This is a genomic window from Parvimonas micra, assembly GCF_021300775.1.
Taxonomy (GTDB): Bacteria; Bacillota; Clostridia; order Tissierellales; family Peptoniphilaceae; genus Parvimonas.
This window is the reverse complement of sequence record NZ_JAJTJP010000003.1, coordinates 55,515-80,568: the sequence shown is the minus strand read 5'-3', so window position 1 is coordinate 80,568 and position 25,054 is coordinate 55,515. Positions and strand designations below refer to the sequence as shown.

Below are 25,054 nucleotides of genomic sequence, written 5' to 3'. Positions count from 1 at the left end.
ATGAATTATTTAAATTATGTAAAATAAATTGTAGAAATTATGAATGTAGAATTCTTATCTAAATTTTTTTATGCTATTTATATATAAATTTTGAAATTATATATAATGGTCAAGTTTCTCCATGAAAAAGTTTGTTAAAAAATATAATTTCTTATGAGTATTAATTGTTTAATTAAATTTTAAAATTTCATCTATGAATAATCAATAATTTAATTGACTTTTTCATATTAATACTTTATAATCTATATAACGTTATAGTTTTTGGAGAAGATAGAAATGACTGAAAAAAAGATAAGAATAAAATTTATATTTTTAGTATTTTTTTTGATTTTATCTTTTATTATGTCTTTTAGTATTGGAAGATATCCAATTAAATTTTTTGATGTAATAAAAGTAATTATAGATAGAATTTTTTATGGAATAGTTGATAATTCACCTGCAAGTACAGTTATTTGGAATATAAGGATTCCTCGTGTATTATGTACTATACTTGTTGGAGCTGGAATTTCAACAAGTGGAGCGTTATACCAAGGTCTTTTAAAAAATCCTATGGTAAGTCCTGATATTTTGGGGACTACACAGGCTGCAGCTTTTGGTTGTGCTTTTGGAATACTTATGTATTTTAATTTTTTTGAAATAACACTTTTATCTTTTAGTTTAGGAATTCTTTCTGTTTTTGTAACTTATACTTTAAGTAAAATTTTTCGAAGTGATAGAATTTTAGGGCTAATTTTAACGGGGATGATGATAGGTAGTTTATTTTCTTCTTTAATATCTTTTGTAAAACTTGTTGCAGATACGGAAAATCAGCTTCCAAGTATAACATATTGGTTGATGGGCTCTTTTGCATCAGTAAAAATGATAGATTTTAAATTTATATTTTTCCCAATTGTAATTGGACTTATCGTTTCAAATTTATATAAGATTGAAATTAATATATTTACAATGGGTGAAGAAGAGGCTAAAACACTTGGACTTAATACTGAAAAAATAAGATTTATTATAATATTTTTTGCAACGCTTATGACAGCATCAAGTGTTGCTGTAACAGGAGTAATTGGGTGGATTGGTCTAATAATTCCACATTTTACAAGACTTATTTTTGGGGACGATTATAGATTTGTAATACCAGCATCAGGTCTTTTAGGGGCAAGTTTTTTACTTGTTGTAGATATTTTATGCAGAAATATTACTACATCAGAAATTCCAATTGGAATAGTTACTTCTTTTATCGGAGCTCCAATATTCTTGTATTTGATTTATAAAAAAGGTAGAGATTATGATAGAGGTTAAAAATTTAAATGTTTTTTATGGGAAGAATGAAATATTAAAAGATATTAGTTTTTCATTAAATAAAGGAGAGATAATTTGCATTTTAGGAGAAAATGGGGCTGGAAAATCAACTTTATTAAAAGCACTTTTAAAACTTATTCCTATTAAAAATGGAAATGCAATCATTGATGATTTTGATTTAAAAGAATTAGATAGTAAAAAACTTTCAAGATTTATTTCTTATATTCCACAGATTCATTTTCCAGCTTTTGATTATAAAGTTATTGATGTTATATTAATGGGAAATTATTCTAAAAAAGATGGATTTTTTTATAAAACGACTAAGGAAGATTATGAAAAATCTGTTGAAATTTTAAAAACTTTAGGAATTTCGTATTTAAAAGATAAGAATTATAGACAAATTAGTGGTGGAGAAAGACAGCTTGTGTTAATTGCAAGAGCATTGTTACAAGCTAATAATTATATTTTTATGGATGAGCCTGTTGCTAATTTGGATTATGGAAACCAACTTAAAATTATGGAAATTTGTAATTCATTAAAGAAAAAAAATATAGGTTTTTTAATTACAACCCATAATCCAAATCATGCTTTAACTTATGCTGATAAAATATTAATTATTAAGAAAAATAAGGAAAGTCAATTTGGAACTATCTCAATTTTAAATAAAGAAACATTAGAAAAATTATACAATGTTCCTATAAATCTAATAGAAACACAAGATGGAAAGTATTGTATTCCTGATTATAAGGAGGTTAGAAAAGACTATGTTTTGGAATGAAGATAGAATAAAATGGTATTTGGTTGCTTCGGAATATACTAAATATCACGATAATATGAAATTGGAAATTAAAAAAATCATTCCAGAAGGAGAAAGTCTTGTTGATTTTGGCTGTGGTTTAGGAATTCTACCTATGAAATTATCAGATTATTTCAGTGATATAATCGGAGTAGATTATGATGAACATGTACTAGAAATTCTTGAAGATAGTATTTCAAAGAAAAATATTAAAAATTTCAAAACTATTTGTTCTAATTGTTATAATGGGGAACTTGTTGAAAATATTGTGAAACCAGATAATATTTTATTTAGCCATTTTGGCAATATTCAAGATTATTTTTACAATTTTTATAATTTATTTAATAAAAGGATGATTATAATACGAAACGATGTCGAAAAGAATATTGTTCATAATCACAATAAAAATACAATTCAAGATATTTGTAATTTTCTAGAAGAAAGAAAAATTTCTTATAATATTTATAGGCAAACATACGAATTTGGCCAACCATTAAAAGATGAAGAGGAAGTTTTAAAATATTTAGATAAATGGTATGGAGAAGATGGAATAAATTTGATATCTAATGTAAAAGATATAGATTATACTTACAATGGTGAGGTATTTACAAAATATTATTGTAAACCTAAAAATACAGCCATTGTAGTTGTAAATAAGGAGGATATATGAAAAAATCTAAAAGAATTTTAGCTCTTTGTTTAGCTTTTGGACTTTTATTTACGGCTTGTTCAAAACCTACAGAAAAGAAAACTGAACAAACAGAGTCTAAAGAAGAAACAAGAGTTTTTAAAGATGACTTAGGAAGAGAAGTTACTTTAAAACAAAAAATTGATAGGGTTGCACCATCAGGAAATCCAGCTCAAGTTATGTTGCATGTTTTTGAGCCTAACAAATTAGTTGGTGTTGCATCAAAATTCTCAAAAGGCACTGAAAAATATATCTCAGATCAATTAAAAAATTTACCAGAATTTGGAGCGTTTTATGGAAAGAAAGCAAATCTTAACATGGAAGCAGTTATTAATGCCAAACCCGATGTTATAATTGATATGGGTGAAAAGAAAAAGGGAATTGAAGAAGATTTGAATAAATTACAAGAGCAATTAAAAATTCCTGTAGTTTTCATAGAATTAACTCTTGAAAAATTACCAGAAGCTTTTGATAGACTTGCGGAAGTTTTAGGAAATAAAGAAAGAGGAAAGGAACTTTCAGAATATATCAAAAAAACTTATAAGGAAATCGAAGAAAATAAAGCAAAGATTAAAGATGTTAAAAAAGTATACTATGGTGGAGGAAAAACAGGGCTTAATGCAAATGCAAAAGGTTCTATCCACGCAGATATTATTGAATTTATAGGTGCTCAAAACGCTATTACAGTAGAAAAGGTTCAAGGTGGAACAGGAAATGAAATTCCATTTGAAAAATTATCAGAGGCAAATCCAGACTTCTTAATATTTGAATCAAAAGAATTAGCTGACCAAATTAAAGGCGAAGAAACTTTTAAAACTTTAAAAGCTGTAAAAGAAAATAAAGTATTTTATGCTCCAACTGGACCTTATAATTTCTTTGGTAGACCACCAGCAGTTAATAGAGTAATTGGTATGAAATGGTTAGGAAATCTAGTTTATCCAGAAATATATAATTATGATATGGAAAAAGAAGTAAAAGAATTTTACAAATTATTTTATAATTACGAATTAAAAGATGATGAAGTAAAAAATATTTTAGGAAAATAAAAAAGACTGTGTTTTAAACACAGTCTTTTGTTTTTTATATTAAACATTAAATCTAAAGTAAACAACATCTCCATCTTGCATAATATATTCTTTACCTTCAAGTCTAACAAGACCTTTTTCTCTAGCAGTTACCATACTTCCAAGTGAAATTAAATCATCATAATTTACTATTTCTGCTCTAATGAAACCTCTTTGAATATCTGAGTGAATTTTTCCTGCAGCATTTACAGCACTTGTTCCAATTTTAATAGTCCAAGCTCTTGTTTCTTCTGGACCAGCAGTTAAAAAGCTCATAAGACCAAGTAGGCTGTAGCTTTCTTTAATTAATTTAGAAACTCCACTTTCAGAAATACCTAAATCATTTAAAAATTCAACTTGTTCATCATCTTCAAGTTCGGAAATTTCTTTTTCGATTTGAGCACTGATAACTACAATACCAGAATTTTCTTTTTTTGCAAAGTCTGCTAATACTTTTACATATTCATTATTTTTTCCTTCATCTAACATATCATCTTCATTTACATTTGCTACATAGATGATAGGTTTTACGCTTAGTAGAGAAAAGTTCTTTAATATCGCTTTTTCATTGTCGTCAAATGTTAATGTTCTAATAGATTTTCCTTCTTCTAAAACTGGTAATATTTTTTCTAAAAGATCAACTTCTTCTTTAAAGCTCTTATTTCCCTTTAAAGATTTTCTAGCTTTTTCTAATCTTTTTTCAACTAATTCAAGGTCGGATAATATAAGTTCTAAGTTTATTGTTTCAACATCTCTTAAAGGGTTAACTTCTCCATCAACATGGACAATATTTTCATCTTCAAAACATCTTATTACTTCAACGATAGCATCAACTTCTCTAATATGAGATAGGAATTTATTTCCTAAACCTTCACCTTTACTTGCACCTTTTACAAGACCTGCAATATCATAAAATTCTATAACAGCAGGGATTGTTTTTTTTGAGTTATAAAGTTCTGTTAATTTATTTAATCTTTCATCAGGTACATTTACAAGACCTACATTAGGATCTATTGTACAGAAAGGATAATTTGCTGATTCAGCTCCGGCTTTTGTAATTGCATTAAATAATGTACTCTTACCTACATTTGGTAGTCCAACTATTCCTAACTTCATTTAAAATCTCCTTTATTATTTGTTTTTTATCTGAAATACACAAGACATATTATAACATAATTTCTCTGTTATAATCAAATATAATAGTATAATTTGAATGTAAGCTAATTTCATGGTATAATATTAGGAAGATATGAGACAAGATAATAGGAGGGTGTATGCTAGAAGTTAGTGCTGGTGGAGTTGTTATTCACAATGGCGAATTTCTGTTATTGAAGAAATTTAGTAACGATTGGGTTCTACCTAAGGGTAGACTTGAGAATAATGAAACTATTGAACTTGCTGCGATAAGAGAAGTACAAGAAGAGTCTGGAATAAGTGCTAAGATTGAAAAGTATTTGGGATTTGTAAAGTATGATTATCAACATAATGACGGCGAAAAAGTAAAAAAGACAGTTCATTATTTTTATATGGAGCCTGAAGATTTAAATTTAATTCCTCAAAGGGAGGAAGGTTTTGTAGAAGCTATATTTTTACCATATGATAAAGCTATGAAATTAGTAAAACATGATGCGGAAAGAAATATGTTAAAGAGTGCTAATTATTTTTATGAAAAGAGAAAGAAAAAAAGATAATAATGGCTTTTTCAATTGATTTAAAAAATGAACTTTCAAGAAGAGAAATAGAAGATAGAGAAACTGCTATTTCTGAACTTTGTGCTTTTATAAGAACAAATGGAACAATTGTTTTTAGTAATTTTGCTTTTATTATTAGATTTGAAACTACTAATAATTCAATTATTAGAAGAATCTTTAAACTATTTAAATTTTTATATTCTTATGATGGGAAAATAATGGTGTCTAAGATTTCTAATTTAAGAAAAAATAATGTTTATAAAATTGCAATTGAAGATGAGGAAATTTCAAAGAAATTTTTAAAAGATGCATTTTTCTCAGATTTAGATAGTCTTTTTCCAAAAGATGATTTATACGAAGATTCTGTTAAAAGCAAAAATTTTATTAAAAACTTTTTATGTGGAATTTTCTTAGGAGCTGGTTCAGTTACAAATCCAGATAAGAGTTACCATTTAGAATTTACTTTAAATTCAGAAGAGTTAGCTAAACTCGTAATTAAGTATTTAAAAATATTTGGAATAAAAGCAAAGAGTCTTGAAAAAAAGGGACTATATATTGTATATGTAAAAGATAGTGAACTTATTTCTGATTTTCTTTCGTTAATAGGAACTGTAAATAGTTTGTTCAAGTTTGAAGAAACTAAAATGATTAAAGAAATTAAGAATAATACAAATAGACTTACAAATTGTGAAACTGCAAATTTAGATAAGACTTTAAATACTTCTTTTGCACAAATTGATGCAATAAATAAGCTTTATAAAAGATATGGTAAAAAAAATATAGATAAAAATTTACTCGATCTTTGTGAACTAAGATTAAAAAATCCAAGTTATTCATTAAAAGAATTGGCAGATATTTTAAAGATTAGTAAATCAGGAGTAAATCATAGATTTAAAAAAATAATTGAAATGGCGAATAAATTATAATTTATTCGCCATTTTTTTAATGAAAAAAATACTTGACATCATATATGTATAATATATATATAATTGTTACGTAATTATATTTATTTAGGAGGATTTTCTAAAATGAAAATGAATGTAAAAGGTTTTTTAAAAAAAACTATTTCAATGCCCATGGTTATTTTACTAGTTATAGTAATTGCTGGAGGCTCTTATTTTTGGTTTAGAACTGATAATGGGAAGCCAAAAATTACTAATGAAACTATAGGAATTCAAATTAAAGAAATAAAGGAGATGTCTACTATACAATATAAGTATAAACAATTGGCTAGTAGAGAAGACTGGAATACTTTATTTAATATTAAATTACCATTTACAAAATCAAGTTTTATTTTAACTTATACTGGAGTTTTAAAATTAGGTATTGATTTTGCGGAAACAAAAATTGAAGTTGACGAAGGTAGTAAAACAATAAAGGTTACTTTGCCTGAATCAAAAGTATTATCTAATGAGATAGATATGAAATCAATAAAAGTTTATGATGAAACTAATTCTATTTTTAATCCAGTTAAAATTGATGATTATGCTCAATTTACTCAAAGTGGCAAGGAAAATGCTGAGGCTGATGCTAGAGAAAGCGGAGTTTTTGAACAGTCAAAAGAGGTAGCAAAGAAAATAATTACTGAGCTTTTAAATACAACAAAAGAAATAAAAGAAAAATATAAAATAGTATTTGAATAAAATAATAAAAAGACTTTACATTGTAAAGTCTCTTTTTTATTTAAATTGAACGGTAGTTTTATTTTTCTCATTTTTAAAATCATCAAAAGAAAATGTATTTATATGTTCTTTATTTGTATATTTTAAAAAGTAATTTAAAGTTTTTGCATTTGTTATAGAATAGTATAGAGTTATATTTTGTGATTCTTCTGAAATATTTTCTAAGTCCTCTTTTTTTATTGTAAATTTTTTCAAAGAATTAAATAAAATATTTTCATTATTTTCAAAAAGATTATTTTCTTTTAAGTTTTGCAACTCTATGTAAGCTCGTATAAATCTTTTTGTAGGAGTATAAATGTTTCCTTTTAATTCTCCTTTTTCTAGGTATTTTTCTAAATTTCTTATATGTTTTGCAAAACTTGGACTATTAGTCATCACATTATATTTATTTTCATATACTTTTAAATTTCCATCTTCTATTTCTAAAACAAGACTTTTATTATTTTTGTCTGTAAACATATAGTGATAATGTCTTGAAAAGTTAGTTTCATCAACAAGAGATTTTTCAATTATATATATTTTTGGAGCTAAATTTTTTATATCTTCAAGTGTTTCACAATTTGTCAAAAATACATTTAAAATCTTAGTTGATGTTAAATTTAATTTAGATTCTACAGGTTCAGTTTTAAAGCTAATTGCATTTCTAAAAGAATTAGTACATCCTAAAAGTCCCTTTTCATTGATTCCATCAATTAGATGGTCATAATCTTTAAAAGTTGCTCCCATTATTTTGTATTTTGTATATAATTTATTTCCAAAAACATCTTCTTCATAATTGAAGTTTTCCGGAAAATATTTAAATTCATATCTATGATGGACTCTTAAATCCATTGTTCGTCCAAGTAGTGTTTCACCATTTCTGTTAATTGAAAAAGTAGTGCACATAAAATCACCTCTTATTGTATTATACCATATAAATGCAATTAAATTTGCCTTTTTTTTCAAATTAGATTAAAATATAAGTAAGTATGTTTTGAGGTGATGTATTGAAAGAAATTAAACTTTTTTGGAAGATTTTAAAAAATAATAGACTGACTTATTTTCTTTCCATGATTTCTACTATTTTTATACAAATTTTTTCTGGCCTTACACCTATTGTAATTATGATTACTGTGGATTCAATAATTGGAGATAAAGAGTATAAATACGATATTTTAGAGAAAGCTGTTAATCTAATCGGAGGTAGAGATTTTCTAAGAAGTCATATATACATATTAGCTTTTGTAATAGTTATTTTAACAGGTATTAGTTGTATTTTTATATTTTTAAGAAATTATTACTCTAATGTTGCGTGTGAAAATTTAATTTATAATTTAAAAGAAAAAATGTATAATAAATTTTTAAATATAGATATAAGATGCTTAAATCATTATTCAACTGGAGACTTGATCCAAAGAAGTTCTTCTGATATAGAGACTGTTAGAAAGTTATTTTCAACTCAGCTAGTAAATGCTTTTGGATCAATTGCAACAATTATTTTAGTAATTATTGTTATGTCTTTAATAAATTTAAAACTTGCTATGATAAGTATAAGTCTTTGTATAGTAATATCATTTTTATCTTATGTTTTTTATGGCAAAATTGGAAAGATATTTAAAGAGACAGACGAAGCTGAAAGTCAACTTATGGTATTCATAAAAGAAGCTTTATTTAATATTAGAGTTATAAAAGCATTTAATAGAGAGGATTATATTTTAAAACTCTTTAGAGAAAAAAACGAAGAATTTAATATAACTCAAAATAAATTTATGAAGACTTTTGCTAAATTTAGAGCTGTAAATGACTTTTTAACTTTCTTGCAACTTGCAATAATTATAGTTGTAGGAGGTTATGAAACTATTTCCGGTAGAATGAATTTTGGGGATTTGATAGCTTTTGTTATCTATATAAATATGATTATTTGGCCTATTAGACAAATGGGACAGTTACTTAGTGATATGGCTAAAGCAAGTATTTCAATTTCTAGAATTTATGAAGTGTTAGATTTACCTGAAGAGGATTATGAATATGGTATTAGAGATGTGTCTTTCTCTGAAAAAATTGAATTTAAAAATGTTAGCTTAGTAATAAATGATAATAAAATTTTAGATAATATTAGTTTTGTTATAAATGCAGGCGAAAGTCTAGGTGTTATTGGTTCTACTGGTAGTGGAAAAAGTATGATTGTATATTTGCTTTTAGGATTATTTGAAGCTACAAGTGGAGAAATTCTTATTGATGGAATTAATATCAAAGAAATAAATAAAAGATATCTTAGAGAAAAGATTTCTGCAATTATGCAAGAGAGTGAATTATTTAATATGTCAATTTTAGAAAATGTTAAGATTACAAATGATAAAATTGATGACAAATCAATTTTTAATGCAACTAAGGTTTCATCTATTCATGATGAAATTCTAAATTTCTCATCTAAATATGAAACGATTGTAATTGATAATGGTGGAAATTTATCTGGAGGTCAAAAACAAAGAATTTCTATAGCAAGAGGTTTGTTAAAGCCTTTTGAAGTACTAATTTTAGACGATAGTTTAAGTGCTGTAGATATGAATACAGACTTAAAGATAAATAATGCACTAAAATCAATGGATAAAAAATTTACTTCTATTTTTATTTCACATAGAATTTCAACAATAACTAACTGTGATAATATAATTGTTATGGATGAGGGAAAAATTGTTGAAAGTGGAAAACATAATGATTTGATTATGAAAAATGGAATATATAGTAAAATTAATGAAATTCAAAGTAAGGAATATGATGTAAGTAATGAATAAAAAGAAAGTTGTAAATATTAATGTTTTTAGAGACTTAATAAAATTTTATAAAATTGAATACAAAAAACTTTATATGCTTATGTTTGTAGTTGTAATTTCAGGTCTTTTACAAGCGGTTGTACCATTATCAATCAAATTATTAACGGATGATTTTATTACAAAGCAAAATTTAAGGGGTTTTATTATTGCTGGACTTTCATTCTTTTTAATTGTAGTAATATCAACTCTTGCAATATATAGTTTTTATGTTTTTGGTGGAAAGCTTGAATATCAAGTATCAAAAGATATAAGAAAATCAGTTTTTGAAAAAATTGAAAAATTCTCAATTACAAATATTAAGAAATATGAAATTGGCGAATTAATTTCAAGATTAACTTCTGATGTTCAAAAACTTAGTGAAGTTTTTAGTTGGGGAGTTATGGATGCTTGTCATAGTATAATTGTTCTATTGTTTTCAATTGCAATAATGCTTTATTTAAGCTTTACTTTGACTATAATGCTATTTTTAATGTTACCTATAATATACATTGTAACTCTTCTTTTTCAAAAAAATATATTAAAATTCCAAAGAAAAGTAAGAGATTATAATTCTAAAATTATAAGAAGCTATACAGAATCTTTAAGTTATATTAAAACAATAAAAGCTCTTGGAATTGAGGAAAAAAAGAAGAATGAATTTGTAAGTTTTAATGAAAAATATAGGAAATATAATTTAAAATCAATTCTTATTTCAGCAATTTTTGTACCTACTGTTATGTTTATTGCAAGTATTGGAGTTGGTTTTGCATTTAATTTTTCATCAATTTCAGTTATGAAAAATATAATGACTTATGGAGCTTTTTTGAGCTTTTTAACATACAGTTTTCAAATCTTTGAACCTTTTAAAATGTTAGCTCAAATTTTTGCAGATTTAAAGTCTGCTCAGGCTTCTGCGGAAAGAGTTTTTCAAATATTATATGAAGATGATGAAATTATAGAACAAAAAGAAACTGATTTAAATTTTGGTGGAAATATAAGGTTTGAAAATGTAAGTTTTCACTATTTTGATGATGATAAATTAGTTTTAAAAGATTTTAATTTTGAAATAAAAAATGGACAAAGCGTTGCCTTTATTGGTAGTACTGGAAGTGGTAAATCTACTATTGTTAATTTAATCTGTAAATTCTATGATCCTACTTCTGGAGATATATTTTTAGATGGAATTAACTATAAGAATATTGATAAAACTTGTTTATATAATAATTTAGGATATGTTTTACAACAGCCTCAACTTTTTTCTATTTCTATCAAGGAAAATATAAAGTTTGGAAATGAAAATGCAACTGATGAAGAAATTATGGAAATATGTAATTTGCTTGGAATAGATGAGTTTATTTCTAAATTACCAAATGGAATAGATACAGTTATAGGAGAAAGTGGGTATAATATATCAAGTGGACAAAAACAATTAATTTCTTTTGCAAGAGCTTTGATTAAAAATCCAAAATTGTTAATATTAGATGAGGCAACTTCTTCAATAGATACTGAAACTGAAAAATTCATTCAAAATAAAATGAAGGATATTTTAAGTGGAAAGACGTCTATAATTGTTGCACATAGGTTGTCAACAATTAAGCATTGTGATAAAATTGTATTGATAGAAAAAGGAAATATTCTTGAACAAGGTACACATACAGAATTATTAGATAAAAAGGGAATATATTATAAAATGTATATTTCTGAAGAATTGAAAATTTAGGGGGATATTATGAGTAGTGGATGTGGCTCAGGCGGATGCTCAGGATGCTCAAGTGCATCAAGCTGTGGAGTATCTGAAGAATTTGAAAGTTTATTGGTTGAACAAAATCAATTTAGTGATATTAAAAAAGTAATAGGTGTTATAAGTGGTAAAGGTGGAGTTGGTAAATCTTTAATTACATCTATGCTTGCTACTGGAATGATGAAGAGAGGAAAAGAAATTGGTATTTTAGATGCAGATATTACTGGACCATCTATACCTAAATCTTTTGGTATTGACACTAAAGCTCAAATAGATGACAGAGGAATCATTCCATGTAAAACTGAAAATGGAATAAAAATAATGAGTATTAACTTATTACTTGAAAAAGAAACTGATCCAGTTATTTGGAGAGGGCCTGTTATTGGTGGTGTTATAAAGCAATTTTGGACAGATGTTGTTTGGGAAAATGTAGACTATATGTTTGTGGATATGCCGCCGGGAACAGGAGATGTTGCTTTAACAGTATTTCAATCACTACCAGTTGATGGGATTATTATTGTAACCTCACCACAAGATTTAGTATCTATGATTGTTGAAAAAGCTGTTAAGATGGCAAGGATGATGAATATTCCAATAATAGGAATTGTTGAAAATATGAGTTATTTCAAATGTCCATGTTGTAATGAAGAATTGAGTATATTTGGTGAAAGTGACTTACCATATATTTCTAGAAAATTTGGACTTACAAATGTTGCTAAAATTCCTCTAAATAAAAACATACCTGAAATGGTAGATGAGGGAGAAGCAGAGAAATTAGATACAGATTATTTATCAGATATATTAGATTCAATTGAAAAATTATAGAGAGAACATGTTCAATTAGAACATGTTTTTTATTTTCTTAAATAGATATTCCAATATGATAAATTGAAATAAAGCATTATTTGGTGTATAATTATTGTAAAATATGGATTAAGAAGAGGTTTGTATGGAGCATTTTAAATTAAATTTGGAGAGTAATTTTAAATTTGATGATATTGTTGTAGCTCTAGGAAATTTTGATGGTTTCCATATAGGCCATCAAAAATTAATTTCAGAATTAAACAATGTAAAATTAAATAAAGGATATAAAAGTGCAGTTTTCCTTTTTGTAAATCATACAAAAGATTTAATTTTCAATCAAAATTTTAGTAGAATTATGTCTTTTGAAGATAAGTTGAAAAAACTAGAAAGTTTCAAAATAGACTATGTTTTTAGTATCGATTTTTCTGAAAAAATTAAAAGTTTAACTCCAATTGAATTTTTAGATTTTTTAACTATTAATCTTAATGTCAAACATATTGTTGTTGGTAAAGATTATAGATTTTCAAAAAATCGTGAAGGAAATATTGATTTTATTGAATCTTATATGAAAGAAAAACAATTATCTTGTACTATTATAGAAAAATTAAGCTATGATAATAATGAAATTAGTAGTACAAAAATTATTGAATACATAAAAACTGGGAAAATTGAATTAGCAAATACTATGCTAGGAGACTATTTTTCAATTAAGGGAAAAGTTATACAAGGTTTCCAAAGAGGAAGAAATCTAGGATATCCAACTGCAAATTTAGATATGTCATTTAATTACGTTATGGTAAAAGAAGGTGTTTATCTTACAAAAACAATAGTAGATGGTAAGGAATATTTCAGTTTTTCAAGCGTTGGACATAATCCAACTTTTGATAATAAAAAATCCACAATAGAATCTCATATATTTGATTTTCATGAAGATATTTACGGGAAAGATATTGAGCTTTGCTTTTTAAAAAGGCTTAGAGATAATATCAAATTTAACTCTATAGAAGAATTGATAGAGCAGTTAAAAAAAGATGAAATTAAATGTAGAGAATTAATTAATGAGTATAAATAGGAGATTGATATGAAGCAAATTTTAGTTACAGGTGGAGCTGGATATATTGGTTCACATACTTGTATAGAGCTTTTAAATGAAGGATATGAAGTTGTAATAATTGATAATTTTTACAATTCTAGTAAAAAGGTTTTAACTAGAATTGAAGAACTTAGTGGAAAAAAGTTTAAGTTCTATGAAGGTGATATTAGAGATAAAGAAATACTTAGAAAGATATTTAATGAAAATGATATTTATGGAGTAATTCATTTTGCAGGTCTTAAAGCTGTTGGTGAATCAGTAGAAAAACCTATAGAATATTATGATAATAATATTAACGGAACTTTAAAGTTAATAGAAGTTATGAGAGAGTTTAATGTAAAAAATATTATTTTTAGTTCTTCAGCAACTGTATATGGAAAGCCTAAAACAGTTCCAATTAATGAAGAATTTCCACTTTCTGTAACTAATCCTTATGGAAGAACAAAGTTATTTTTAGAAGAAATTTTTAGAGATTTATATATTTCAGATAACAATTGGAATATTGTTCTTCTTAGATATTTTAATCCAATTGGTGCGCATAAGAGTGGCAAAATAGGTGAAAATCCTAATGGTATTCCTAATAATCTAATTCCATATATAACTCAAGTCGCAGTTGGTAAATTAGAATATGTTAGAGTTTTTGGTGATGATTATGAAACTAAAGATGGAACTGGTGTAAGAGATTATATCCACGTTTTAGACCTAGCTTTAGGTCATATAAAAGCTATAAAGAAATTTGAAGATAGTAAAGATGTTAGGATTTATAATCTTGGAACTGGAGAGGGCTACAGTGTTTTAGATATGATTAAGAACTTTGAAGAAGTTATTGGAAAAAAAATAAAATATGTAGTTACTCCTAGAAGAAGTGGAGATATTGCAGAGTGTTATGCTGACTCTTCTAAAGCTAAAAATGAATTAGGTTGGGAAGCTAAATATGGAATCAGAGAAATGTGTGAAGATAGTTGGAGATGGCAAGTAAATAATCCAAATGGATATGAGGATTAAAGAGGTTTAAAATGGGCACGAAAAACATTTATAACGAAAATAATATAGTTAAGGCAATATTACATTTTGCAATTCCAGGAATTTTAAGTATACTGATTGCAGAACTATACAATATGGTTGATACTTTTTTCGTAGGTAGATATGTAGGAGCAGATTCTATAGGTGCTTTAAGTGTTGTTTTTCCATTACAAAGACTTATTATTGCAATTTCAGTATGTTTAGGAATTGGAGTTTCAAATTTAATTTCTAGAAGACTTGGTGAAAAAAGGAATAAGGATATAACAAAATATACAACAGCAGTAAATGGACTAACTTTGTTAATAATATTAATAGTTAGTGTATTTACATTTCTATTTACTTCGAATATTTGTATGTTTTTAGGAGCTCGAGATAATATTTTATTATATTCTACTAACTATTTAAGAATAGTTATGTTTGGAAGTGTTTTTTTAGCATTTACAACAGTTTTTGGATATATGAATATTGCTTATGGCAATATGAAAGTAATGCTATTAGCTTCAAGTATTGGTATTTTTATAAATATTATAGTTGATTATTTTTTAATTAAAAATTTGCATATGGGTATTAAAGGGGCGGCAATAGCTACTATTTCAAGCCAATTTATATCATTTGTTTTTTCACTTATTTTTGTAAAAAAATTACAAAGAATAAACAATTTTTCTTTAATTCCAAGACTTGATTTTAACATTTCTAGAAATATATTAGCAATTGGATTTTCCTCTTTTATAATTGAATTTTCAGATGCGATATTGATTAGTGTATTAAACCATTTACTATTACCTGTAGGTGGCAACGATGCAATTATTCTTAATGGTGTAATAACAAAAGTTTCTATGTTTATGTTTGTTGCTATGATAGGTGTAAGTAGTTCAATCCAACCACTTATATCATACAATTATGGGGCTAAAGATTTTTTGAAAATAAAGAAAATTTTAAAAACAGGATTTGTTTTTGTCTTTTCATTATCTACTATTATATGGATTTTCATGAATTATAATATTAGTTTAATTATAGGACTATTTTTAAAAGATGAAAGACTTTTACAAATGGCGACAGATAGTTTTAGATATGTTATTTTAGTTTTTCCGATTTTAAGTTTTTATTACATTTGTATATACTTTTTTCAATCAGTCGGAAAGGAAAAATACAATTTTTTCTTATCAATTTATAGAGAAACACTTCTATATATTCCGATAGTTATAATTATGATAGGTAAATTTGGTGTTTTAGGAGCGTGGATTACTTACCCAATAGTTGATTTTATTTCCGCTATAACAGGATTTATTTTGCTTTTAAAAACTGTTAAAAAGATTAGTACTTTTTAGGAGGTTATTATGGATTTAGGTAAAATTAGAAAAGATTTAGAAATTTGTATGGATGAACTCATCGAAAAAGCTAAATTTGAAGAGGGAGACATCTTTGTTTTAGGTTGCAGTACAAGTGAGGTAAAAGGAAAATATATAGGAAAAGATACTGATATTGAAGTAGGAAAGCTAATTGTTGAAACTATAAAAGAAAAGTTGGATAAGATTAAAGTTAATTTTGCCGTTCAATGTTGTGAACATTTGAATAGAGCATTAGTTGTAGAAAAAGAAGTTGCTATTAAAAATAATTTTGAAATAGTAAATGTTATTCCGCAAAAAAATGCTGGTGGTGGAGTTGCCACTTCAGCATACGAATTATTTAAAAATCCAGTGGTTGTTGAAAAAATAGTTGCAAAAGCAGGACTTGATATTGGAGATACATCAATTGGAATGCATGTTAAATTTGTTCAAGTTCCAGTTAGATTATCAATAAAAGAAATAGGAAATGCACATTTGACTGCATTAACTTCAAGACCAAAATTGATTGGCGGAAGTAGAGCAGTTTATCAATAGTTACTTGGAGAATATATGTTTGAATTTTTAAAAGATATAAAAGAATTGGAAGACGTAGAGAGTGTTGAAAAGATAAGTAAAGGATATTCCAAAGATAAAAAGTTTAAGATAAAATTGAAAAATAAAGATGAGTATTTGCTTTTAAGATTATCCGATATTTCCCTTTATGAACAAAAAAAGGAAGAATATGAAGTTATTTCAAAATTTTCTAAACTAGGCCTTGAAATGTCAAAGCCTATTAGTTTTGGAATATGTAATGATGAAAAGAATGTGTATATACTCTTATCTTGGATTGACGGAGTTGATTTAAGTGATGCACTTCCAAAACTTTCAAAAGAAGAACAATATTTACTTGGAAGAAAAGCAGGGAAAATTCTAAAAGCTATTCACAGTCTAAAAGTTGAGGACAAAAATTTTGAAGACAAGCTTAAAATAAAATTGTTGGGTAAAATAGAAAAATATGAATCATCTGATGTGAGAGTTGAAAATGACGATAATTTTATTGAATATGTTAAAAGAAATGTAGATAAAGTTTGTAGAAATTATTCTTATTTACATGGAGACTTTCATCCTTCAAATTTAATTTTAATGGAAAATAAAGATATAGGTGTTATAGATTTTAATCGTTGGGATATATCTAATTCTTATGAGGAATTTTATAAATTGGAAAGTTTCGGGATAGAGTTTAGTATTCCATACTGTGTCGGGCAGATTGACTCATATTTTGAAGATGATGTTCCGAATGAATTTTGGGAAATTCAAGCAATTTATGTTGCTTGTTACACCTTGTATTCAATTAAATGGGCTGAAAAATTTGGAGAAAAAGAAATTCTTGGAATGAAAAGAAGATTTTATAAGACTTTTGATAATTATGAGAATTTTAAAACAATTATACCTAAATGGTATTCTGATTATAAGAACAATAAAGGCTATTCGCTTTAAAACGAATAGCCTTTTTTATATTTCTATTTTGAATAATTTGGAGCTTCTTTAATTATTTGAACATCATGTGGGTGAGATTCAATTAATCCTGCACCTGTCATTCTAACAAATTGTGCAGTTTCTCTTAAAGTTTCTAAGTCTTTTGCACCAGTATATCCCATACCAGCTCTAATTCCACCAACGATTTGATAAATAGCATCTGCTAAAGTTCCCTTATAAGGAATTCTTCCTTCAATACCTTCTGGAACAAGTTTTTTACCTTCTTCTTGGAAGTATCTATCTTTTGAGCCTTTTTCCATAGCTGCAAGAGATCCCATACCTCTATATGTTTTAAATCTTCTTCCTTGGAAAATTTCAAATTCTCCTGGTGATTCATCAGTTCCAGCAAGCATTGAGCCTAACATTACAACATTTCCACCGGCTGCAAGAGCTTTAACAACATCTCCTGAATATTTTAAACCACCATCAGCTATAATTGTTTTTCCCATTTCTCTTGCAACAGTTGCACAATCATAAACAGCTGTAATTTGAGGAACACCTACACCTGCAACAACTCTTGTTGTACAGATTGATCCAGGACCAACACCAACTTTAACAACATCTGCACCAGCTTCAAAAAGAATTCTAGTTGCTTCAGCTGTTACAACATTTCCTGCAATAATATCAAGATCTGGATATTTTTCTCTTATTTCCTTTACTTTTTTAACAACTCCCATTGAATGACCATGAGCTGTATCAATAACAAGAGCATCAACACCTGCATTAACTAGAGCTTCAACTCTTTCAAAAGTATCTGCACCAGTTCCTACAGAAGCTGCTACAAGAAGTCTTCCTTGTGCATCTTTTGCAGAATTTGGATATTTAACAACTTTTTCTATATCTTTTATAGTTATTAAGCCAGTAATGATTCCTTCATCGTTTACTAGTGGTAATTTTTCTATTTTATGATTTCTTAAAATTTTAGCAGCTTCATCTAATGTAGTTTTTGAAGGAGCTGTAACTAAATTTTCTTTTGTCATTACAGAATCAATTTTTACTGAATAATCTTCTAAAAATCTTAAATCTCTGTTAGTTAGAATTCCAACTAATTTTTTTTCTTCAAGAGAATTTACAATTGGAACTCCAGAAATTCTATATTTTCTCATTAAATCTTCAGCTTCTTGAACCTTATTATCTGGAGTTAAGAAAAATGGGTCATTAATAACTCCACTTTCTGAACGTTTAACTTTTCTTACTTCTTCAGCTTGTAATTCTATTGGCATATTTTTATGTATTACACCAAGTCCACCTTCTCTTGCCATAGCAATAGCCATTTTATGTTCTGTTACAGTATCCATTGCAGCAGAAATAACTGGAATATTTAATTTAATTTTCTTTGTTAATTGTGATGTTAAAACAACATCTTTTGGTAGAACTTCACTCTTTGCTGGAATTAAAAGTACATCATCAAATGTCAATCCTTCTTTTTGGAATTTTGTTTCCCACATAATATCTTTTCCTCCTAAAAAATTTTATTAAATTCAAACATATTTTTGTAAAAAATTTATTGTATAATAAATATTTCATTTAACTATGTAATATTTTTATTATATTATAGAGATATTTTATTATTTAACAACAAAATTTATTAAAAAATATATTAACATATATTATACAACAATTTATAAAAAAATCAATTAAAAAATTAATAAGATAAAAGTTTTCCTAAAAATTTTTTACGATTTATTTGTTTTTTTCTTTAATTATGTATTATTTAATGTGAAAAACATAAAAAATTTACTTTATAAGTATTATTATTTAACTATTTTTTTTAAATTTTTGAATAAATTTCAAAAAAATTAATAAAAGGTATTGAAATTTTTTCTAAACTACTCTATAATTTAAGTATACTATAATGTTATAGTTAATATCCAATAAATTAGTACATAATTGGAATTATTGTTATAGTAAAAATTTTAGGAGGTATATTAGAATGAGAGTAGAAAAAGGATTACTTTATACTAAAGATCATGATTGGGTAAAAGTTGAAGGAAATGTTGCAACAGTTGGTTTAGCTGACTATGCACAAGATCATTTAGGAGACATTGTTTACGTTGAACTTCCAGAAGTTGATGATGAAGTTGAAGCTGGTGATTCTTTAGCATCTGTTGAATCAGTAAAAGCTGCAAGTGATATTAACGCTCCTGTATCAGGAAAAGTTATCGAAGTTAACGAATTATTAGACGACGAACCAGGTGAAATTAACAAAGATTGTTATGCTGCTTGGGTTTGCAAAATTGAAATGTCTAATCCAGCTGAATTAGAAGAATTAACTAATGACGCTGATTATGAAGCATCATTATAATAGTTTCTTAAAATTAATTTTTTAATAAATGCCACTTGCGTGGCATTTATTTTTTTAATAAGGAGGTTTTATGGTAGAAAATTCCAATAATAAAAATTTAAGACTAGGTATTATTTTTATGATAATTTCTACACTTGGTTTTAGTTTTATGCAAATTTTTGTAAAGCTAACAGCAGGGAAATACACACTTATGCAACAAGTTTTTATGAGAAATTTTGTAATGCTAATTATTTGTGCTATATATATACTAGTGAGAGGAAGTAGTTTCCTGGGAGAAAAGAAAAATAGAAAATTACTTCTTATGAGATCAACTTTTGGATACATGGGTGTTATCTTTAATTTCTATGCTATAAATAATATGGTTGTTGCAGATGCAGGGATTTTACAAAGAACTAGTCCTATTTTTGTAGTTTTAATAGCTTGTTTTTTATTTAAGGAAAAATTTACATTAGAAAGATTTTTAACTTTAACATTTTCATTTATTGGTGCGATTTTTGTAGTAAGACCACAATTTAATTCTAGATTACTTCCTGCAATGGTTGGAATGAGTTCGGCTCTTAGTTCGGCTATAGCATATATGTGTGTATCAAAAATAGGAAAATCAGAAAAAACCGAAACAATAATTTTTGTTTTTTCATTATTCTCAACTATTTGTAGTTTTCCATTTATTTTTAATAATTTAAATATACCGGATTTAACTAGTATTATATATTTAATTTTAATAGGAATTGCTTCTGCAGTTGGTCAGTTTGGATTAACTATCAGCTATCAATATGCAAATGCTTCAGATGTAAGTATATTTAATTATTTAGGAATTGTATTTGTAGTTATACTAGGAAAATTAATACTAAATGAGTCTGTAAGTATCTATAGTTTAATAGGAATTAGCTTAATTTTCTCAATGTCTTTAATGTCATATTTATTAAACACAAAGAAAAATAGAGAGAAAAAAGCATAAAAAATAGCAAATATTACATTTTTTTAATATTTTCAAGTTTTTTTTAAGAAAAAACGCCTTTTGATTGTAACACTTCTGTAACCTTTGAAAATTAGAGAAGTAGAAATTGAAAAAAATTACAAAAATGTTACAAATACTATTTTCGAGTTAAAAACTTTGTTAATTTTACTCGTTTTTTTAGGTTTTTTCTAGAAAAATTTGAATTTTATTGACTGGTTTATGTAAAATCATTATAATTTTATTATCAGATTAAAGCTGTTAGTCTGGTTAATTTAATTAAGGAGTGATTATTTGAAAAGAGCAATATTTAGAAGTGTTTTAGCATGTTTGTGTGTATATGCTACATTTTCTGGATTTTCATCTAAGTCACTTGCAGACGAAAAAGTAAAAGGATTTGTAATTTCATCAGAATCCGATTTTAAAACTATTGAAAAAGTAAACAACAGAATTTTAGATAACACTAATGGTAGTGCTTCAAAAGTTTCTTACGTAGTTAATATAGACGATAAAATTAACTTCAGCTTGGCAGGTTTACTTTCACTAGATAAGGACGGAGTTGTTATTCCAGTAAAGAATAATAATATAGATGATGTTTCAAAAGAACTTTTGAAAAAAAGCGAGCAAGTGTATGTTGTTGGAGATAATAGTTCAATTTCAGATGATATTTTGAATGATTTAGGAATTAAATTCGAAAGAATTGGTTCTAACAATCCTGATGACACGAATTTATATGTAAATAAATTTTTAGATAATCGTGATCTTTTGATTGTTGATTCGAGAAATGATTCTGATATTTTAGGTGCTATTCATTATGCACGTATCTATAATATGAGCTTATACATCTATGATTCAACTAAAAAAGTCGATGAAAATATAATTTCAGAAGTAAAGAATGAAGGTAATATATACTTCTATGATGGAGTTAATTCTTTACCAGAAGATTTAAAAGTTAAGATATATAATTTATCTAAAAAAGATAAAAAAGAAATCAAAAGTTATTCTTTGGATGGTAAAGATTTAGTTAAAATATTCAAAGATGCTTATTCAGCAAAAAACGACAGCAATGTTGTTTTAACTGAAAATAAAAATTTAACAGATATGTTAAGTTCTTATATCTTTGCTGATAAAGTTAATTATGAGTATTTGGTAATTGATTCAGATTCAATGAATTTAGATGTTGAAAAGCTAATTACTGAATCTGGAGCTAAAAACTTATATTATGTTTCTACTGATGAGTTAGCAAAATATGTTAATTTTAGAGCTTTATTATCATCTGTAAACAAAGAAGAAGCTACAGGATTTGAAGTAAATGAAACTGAAGGTGAAATTAAAGTATCTGATTCTAATGCAGATAAGAAAGATGAAAGTGCAGTTTCAGAAAAAGTTACAGTTAATTCAAATGAAGTTTTAGTTGATGGAAAAGTTGTTTCTAAAGAACAAGAACAAGAAAAGGTAGCAGCTGATAAAGCTGAAACTAAACCAGTATCAACTACAGAAACATCTGATAACAAAAAAACTGATACAAGCTTTGAATATAGTAAAGTATTAGTTATGAATGCAACTTCATATACTGATGATCCAGCAGAAAATGGAGGATATAACACAACAAAAATGGGAACTAGACTTAGATATGGGGTAGTTGCCGTAGATCCTAGAGTTATTCCTTTAGGAACAAAATTATACATTGAAGGTTATGGTTACGCTGTTGCTGAAGATACAGGTGGAGCCATAAAGGGAAATAGAATAGACCTTTGCTACACTGATAGAGCAAAAGCTGAAGCTTTTGGTAGAAGAAATGTAAAAGTTTATATTCTAAAATAATTTGAATGAAGATAGAGAAGAAATTTTAGTATTTCTTCTCTTTTTATTTTGAAACAACAAGGTTCTAGGGAATCTATCCTATGCAAGCATCGTGGAATGTTGGGATGTGTATTTATAAATATAAAAACAATAATATAATAGACAATAATTTTTAAATATGATATAATGATTTTGTTGAAAAATAATGGTATATTGCCATTTTACAATTATTTCATTAGATATTAGTTATATATTTACACATTATTTTTTAGTCGAAAAGTTAAAATAGAATATTATATTTATTTTTATTATTTGGAGGAAGTATATGTTCGGTTATTCAAAAAAAGAATTGAGCTGGATTTTATATGATTGTGCTAATTCTGCTTATTCTATGGCAATTACTACAGCATTATTCCCAATTTATTTTGGAATGATTGGTGGAAATGAAATGAATTTAGGATACTATAATTCATTTGCAAGCATTATTATAGCTATTCTTAGTCCTGTGCTTGGAACTATAGCTGATTTTAGAGGTATGAAGAAAAGATTATTTACGTTATTTTCAATTATTGCAATTTTTTCTACACTATTTTTATCTTTTGCAGGTGAACTAGGATTACCTTTATTGATGGCTTTTTTTATTTTAGGTAGTGTAACTTTTGCAGGTTCTAATATTTTTTATGATGCATTTTTAGTTGATGTAACAAATGATGAAAGAATGGATAAAATTAGCACTGCAGGGTTTGCCTATGGTTACATAGCGAGTGTGATTCCATTTATGTTTTGTTTAGGGACAATTTTAATCTTTGGAATGAAAAATCCTCTTGGTTATCAAATAGGCTTTGTAATAACGGCACTTTGGTGGTTAGTACTTACGATTCCAATGTATAAAAATGTAGATCAGGTATATGGAGTTGATCCAGTTCCTAATCCTATTAAAAAAAGTTTTTCAACAATTTTCCATACATTAAAAGATATTAAGAAGAACAAAGTAGTAGTTATATTTTTATGTTCCTACTTCTTATATATTGATGGAGTAGATACTATTATAAAAATGGTTATACCATATGCTAAGTCCGTTTTAGATGCAGATAAATTTAATACACTTGTTCTTTTAGGTATTTTAATATATGTTCAAATAGTAGCCTTTCCTTTTGCTATAATTTATGGAAAGCTAGCAGATAAATTTGGAACTAAAACTATGATTAAAGTTGGAATTATTACATATATGGTTTCCGTTATTTTTGCTTATTTTATGAGTAATCTTATTCATGTTTTTGTTTTATCAACATTTATTGCATCTGCTCAAGGTGGAATTCAAGCTTTGAGTAGAAGTTATTATGCAAAGATTATTCCGAAAGAAAATGCAAATGAATTTTTCGGATTCTATAATATATTTGGAAAGTTTGCAGCTATAGTAGGACCTTTTATTATGAGTTTGATAACTACAATAACTAATAATCCAAGATATTCTATTCTTGGTATTATTCCTCTATTTGTTGTAGGCTATATTATAATGTTACAATTACCGAAGGAAGAAAAATAATGATTTTTAAATTTGATTCAAAAAACACTTGGAAAATAAAAAGTGAATACAAAAAGGGAAAATTTGATATAGATTTTGAGGCTTTAAAGAAAAAGGAATTAGAAATTCTTAAGAATTTCATTACTTGTTGTGAAAAGATGAACTTAACATATTATATTGGATTTGGAACTTTGCTTGGAGCTATAAGACATAAAGGATTTATCCCTTGGGATGATGATGTTGATGTTTGTATGCCGAGAGAAGATTATGATAAATTTATTGCTGAAGCTAGTAAATATTTGCCAGAAAATTATTTTATACAGACAATGGAAACTGATCCAAAGTATGCTTTAAATTTTGCAAAACTTAGAGATAGTGATACAACTCTTTTTGAAAAACATGTTATTGATGTTGATATAAATCATGGAGTATTTATTGATATTTTTCCGCTAGATGGATATATCAAAGGTCAAAGTAAAGTTATGGATTTAAGGGTTAAACAAAAACCTGTGTTTGAAGAAGCGGATACTAATGCTTTATCGAATGCTATAAGTGGTTTTAGTAAAAAATTTGTTTATAAATTGGGAGAAACAATACCAAATAAGATAAAGACTGATATATCAAAAATGTCCGTTCCAAAAGATAATCCAAAATTTACAGATTGTGAATATGTTGCTTGTCTAGTAGATAATTTTTATATTATGCCTTTTAAAAGAGATTTGTTAGGGAAGGGAGTAAAAGTAGACTTTGAAGGTTTGAAAGTTAATGCTCCTGAAAATTACGATGAATATTTAAGAGTTTTATATGGTGATTATATGAAATTGCCACCAGAAGACCAAAGAGAAAATCACCATAATTTTCATCTTGCAGATGTAAATAAAAGTTTTAGAGAATATCAAGAAAAAAACTAAGCTATGAGTAAAATCATAGCTTTTTTT

The 25,054-nt window shown here is 26.4% G+C and carries 23 protein-coding genes; 20 read left to right on the top strand and 3 right to left on the bottom strand.

From position 1 onward, the window contains the following. Positions 1-276: 276 nt before the first annotated feature. From LW893_RS05615 to LW893_RS05600, 4 genes are read left to right on the top strand one after another with little or no spacing between them, the layout of a single operon-like run. Entirely contained in the window at positions 277-1,293 is a 1,017-nt protein-coding gene (locus tag LW893_RS05615; protein WP_233056326.1) for a FecCD family ABC transporter permease, read from the top strand. Further along, the gene (locus LW893_RS05610; protein ID WP_233056325.1) at positions 1,280-2,071 is read left to right on the top strand and encodes an ABC transporter ATP-binding protein; all 792 of its coding nucleotides are present in this window, start codon (positions 1,280-1,282) and stop codon (positions 2,069-2,071) included. The genes LW893_RS05615 and LW893_RS05610 overlap by 14 nt, the downstream gene beginning before the upstream one ends. Continuing rightward, entirely contained in the window at positions 2,058-2,759 is a 702-nt protein-coding gene (locus tag LW893_RS05605; RefSeq protein WP_233056324.1) for a class I SAM-dependent methyltransferase, read from the top strand. Before LW893_RS05610 ends, LW893_RS05605 begins: the two co-directional genes overlap by 14 nt. Continuing rightward, positions 2,756-3,823 (top strand): ABC transporter substrate-binding protein, encoded by a 1,068-nt coding sequence (locus LW893_RS05600; RefSeq protein WP_233056323.1) that lies wholly within the window; start codon positions 2,756-2,758, stop codon positions 3,821-3,823. The genes LW893_RS05605 and LW893_RS05600 overlap by 4 nt, the downstream gene beginning before the upstream one ends. A gap of 39 nt (positions 3,824-3,862) precedes the next feature. Here the strand turns inward: LW893_RS05600 and ychF are convergent, their stop codons facing one another. Further along, positions 3,863-4,957: a redox-regulated ATPase YchF gene (gene ychF / locus LW893_RS05595; protein ID WP_233056322.1), complete on the bottom strand. Its 1,095-nt coding sequence runs from the start codon at positions 4,955-4,957 to the stop codon at positions 3,863-3,865. Positions 4,958-5,115: 158 nt separating this feature from the next. On the opposite strand from ychF, the gene LW893_RS05590 reads away from it, so the two are divergent. The 3 genes from LW893_RS05590 (at position 5,116) to LW893_RS05580 (ending at position 7,175) form a co-directional block, all read left to right on the top strand. Further along, a complete protein-coding gene (locus tag LW893_RS05590; RefSeq protein ID WP_233056321.1) occupies positions 5,116-5,532 on the top strand; it encodes an NUDIX hydrolase in 417 nt (138 codons plus the stop codon). 2 nt (positions 5,533-5,534) lie between these two features. Next, the gene (whiA, locus tag LW893_RS05585) at positions 5,535-6,458 is read left to right on the top strand and encodes a DNA-binding protein WhiA (RefSeq protein ID WP_233056320.1); all 924 of its coding nucleotides are present in this window, start codon (positions 5,535-5,537) and stop codon (positions 6,456-6,458) included. A gap of 102 nt (positions 6,459-6,560) precedes the next feature. Further along, the gene (locus LW893_RS05580) at positions 6,561-7,175 is read left to right on the top strand and encodes a DUF4230 domain-containing protein (RefSeq protein ID WP_233056319.1); all 615 of its coding nucleotides are present in this window, start codon (positions 6,561-6,563) and stop codon (positions 7,173-7,175) included. A 36-nt stretch (positions 7,176-7,211) separates the two neighbouring features. Here the strand turns inward: LW893_RS05580 and LW893_RS05575 are convergent, their stop codons facing one another. Next, entirely contained in the window at positions 7,212-8,099 is an 888-nt protein-coding gene (locus LW893_RS05575; RefSeq protein WP_233056318.1) for a linear amide C-N hydrolase, read from the bottom strand. Between the two features lie 101 nt (positions 8,100-8,200). On the opposite strand from LW893_RS05575, the gene LW893_RS05570 reads away from it, so the two are divergent. The 8 genes from LW893_RS05570 to LW893_RS05535 all read left to right on the top strand — a co-directional run bounded on the left by LW893_RS05570 (position 8,201) and on the right by LW893_RS05535 (position 17,489). Further along, positions 8,201-9,988 (top strand): ABC transporter ATP-binding protein, encoded by a 1,788-nt coding sequence (locus LW893_RS05570; protein ID WP_233056317.1) that lies wholly within the window; start codon positions 8,201-8,203, stop codon positions 9,986-9,988. Beyond that, positions 9,981-11,726, top strand: a complete 1,746-nt coding sequence (locus LW893_RS05565) for an ABC transporter ATP-binding protein (RefSeq protein WP_233056316.1) — start codon at positions 9,981-9,983, stop codon at positions 11,724-11,726. Before LW893_RS05570 ends, LW893_RS05565 begins: the two co-directional genes overlap by 8 nt. Before the next feature lie 9 nt (positions 11,727-11,735). Next, positions 11,736-12,572 (top strand): Mrp/NBP35 family ATP-binding protein, encoded by an 837-nt coding sequence (locus LW893_RS05560; RefSeq protein ID WP_233056315.1) that lies wholly within the window; start codon positions 11,736-11,738, stop codon positions 12,570-12,572. Positions 12,573-12,696: 124 nt separating this feature from the next. Then, a complete protein-coding gene (locus tag LW893_RS05555; RefSeq protein WP_233056314.1) occupies positions 12,697-13,623 on the top strand; it encodes a bifunctional riboflavin kinase/FAD synthetase in 927 nt (308 codons plus the stop codon). A gap of 9 nt (positions 13,624-13,632) precedes the next feature. Further along, the gene (gene galE, locus LW893_RS05550; protein ID WP_233056313.1) at positions 13,633-14,649 is read left to right on the top strand and encodes a UDP-glucose 4-epimerase GalE; all 1,017 of its coding nucleotides are present in this window, start codon (positions 13,633-13,635) and stop codon (positions 14,647-14,649) included. An 11-nt stretch (positions 14,650-14,660) separates the two neighbouring features. After that, entirely contained in the window at positions 14,661-15,995 is a 1,335-nt protein-coding gene (locus LW893_RS05545) for an MATE family efflux transporter (protein WP_233056312.1), read from the top strand. A gap of 9 nt (positions 15,996-16,004) precedes the next feature. Beyond that, positions 16,005-16,547 (top strand): TIGR01440 family protein, encoded by a 543-nt coding sequence (locus LW893_RS05540; protein ID WP_233056311.1) that lies wholly within the window; start codon positions 16,005-16,007, stop codon positions 16,545-16,547. A 15-nt stretch (positions 16,548-16,562) separates the two neighbouring features. Then, the gene (locus tag LW893_RS05535; protein ID WP_233056310.1) at positions 16,563-17,489 is read left to right on the top strand and encodes an aminoglycoside phosphotransferase family protein; all 927 of its coding nucleotides are present in this window, start codon (positions 16,563-16,565) and stop codon (positions 17,487-17,489) included. Between the two features lie 23 nt (positions 17,490-17,512). Here the strand turns inward: LW893_RS05535 and guaB are convergent, their stop codons facing one another. Next, positions 17,513-18,976: an IMP dehydrogenase gene (gene guaB, locus LW893_RS05530; protein WP_233056309.1), complete on the bottom strand. Its 1,464-nt coding sequence runs from the start codon at positions 18,974-18,976 to the stop codon at positions 17,513-17,515. A 485-nt stretch (positions 18,977-19,461) separates the two neighbouring features. Between guaB and gcvH the strand changes: the two genes are divergently transcribed. From gcvH to LW893_RS05505, 5 genes are all read left to right on the top strand, one after another. Then, on the top strand, positions 19,462-19,833 hold the full coding sequence (gene gcvH, locus LW893_RS05525) for a glycine cleavage system protein GcvH (protein WP_233056308.1): 372 nt from the start codon (positions 19,462-19,464) through the stop codon (positions 19,831-19,833). A gap of 70 nt (positions 19,834-19,903) precedes the next feature. Next, a complete protein-coding gene (locus tag LW893_RS05520) occupies positions 19,904-20,791 on the top strand; it encodes a DMT family transporter (protein WP_233056307.1) in 888 nt (295 codons plus the stop codon). 291 nt (positions 20,792-21,082) lie between these two features. Beyond that, complete coding sequence (locus LW893_RS05515; RefSeq protein WP_233056306.1) at positions 21,083-22,612, top strand: G5 and 3D domain-containing protein; 1,530 nt, start codon at positions 21,083-21,085, stop codon at positions 22,610-22,612. A gap of 304 nt (positions 22,613-22,916) precedes the next feature. Beyond that, positions 22,917-24,137: an MFS transporter gene (locus LW893_RS05510; protein ID WP_233056305.1), complete on the top strand. Its 1,221-nt coding sequence runs from the start codon at positions 22,917-22,919 to the stop codon at positions 24,135-24,137. Beyond that, a complete protein-coding gene (locus LW893_RS05505) occupies positions 24,137-25,027 on the top strand; it encodes a LicD family protein (RefSeq protein WP_233056304.1) in 891 nt (296 codons plus the stop codon). Before LW893_RS05510 ends, LW893_RS05505 begins: the two co-directional genes overlap by 1 nt. Positions 25,028-25,054 lie beyond the last annotated feature (27 nt).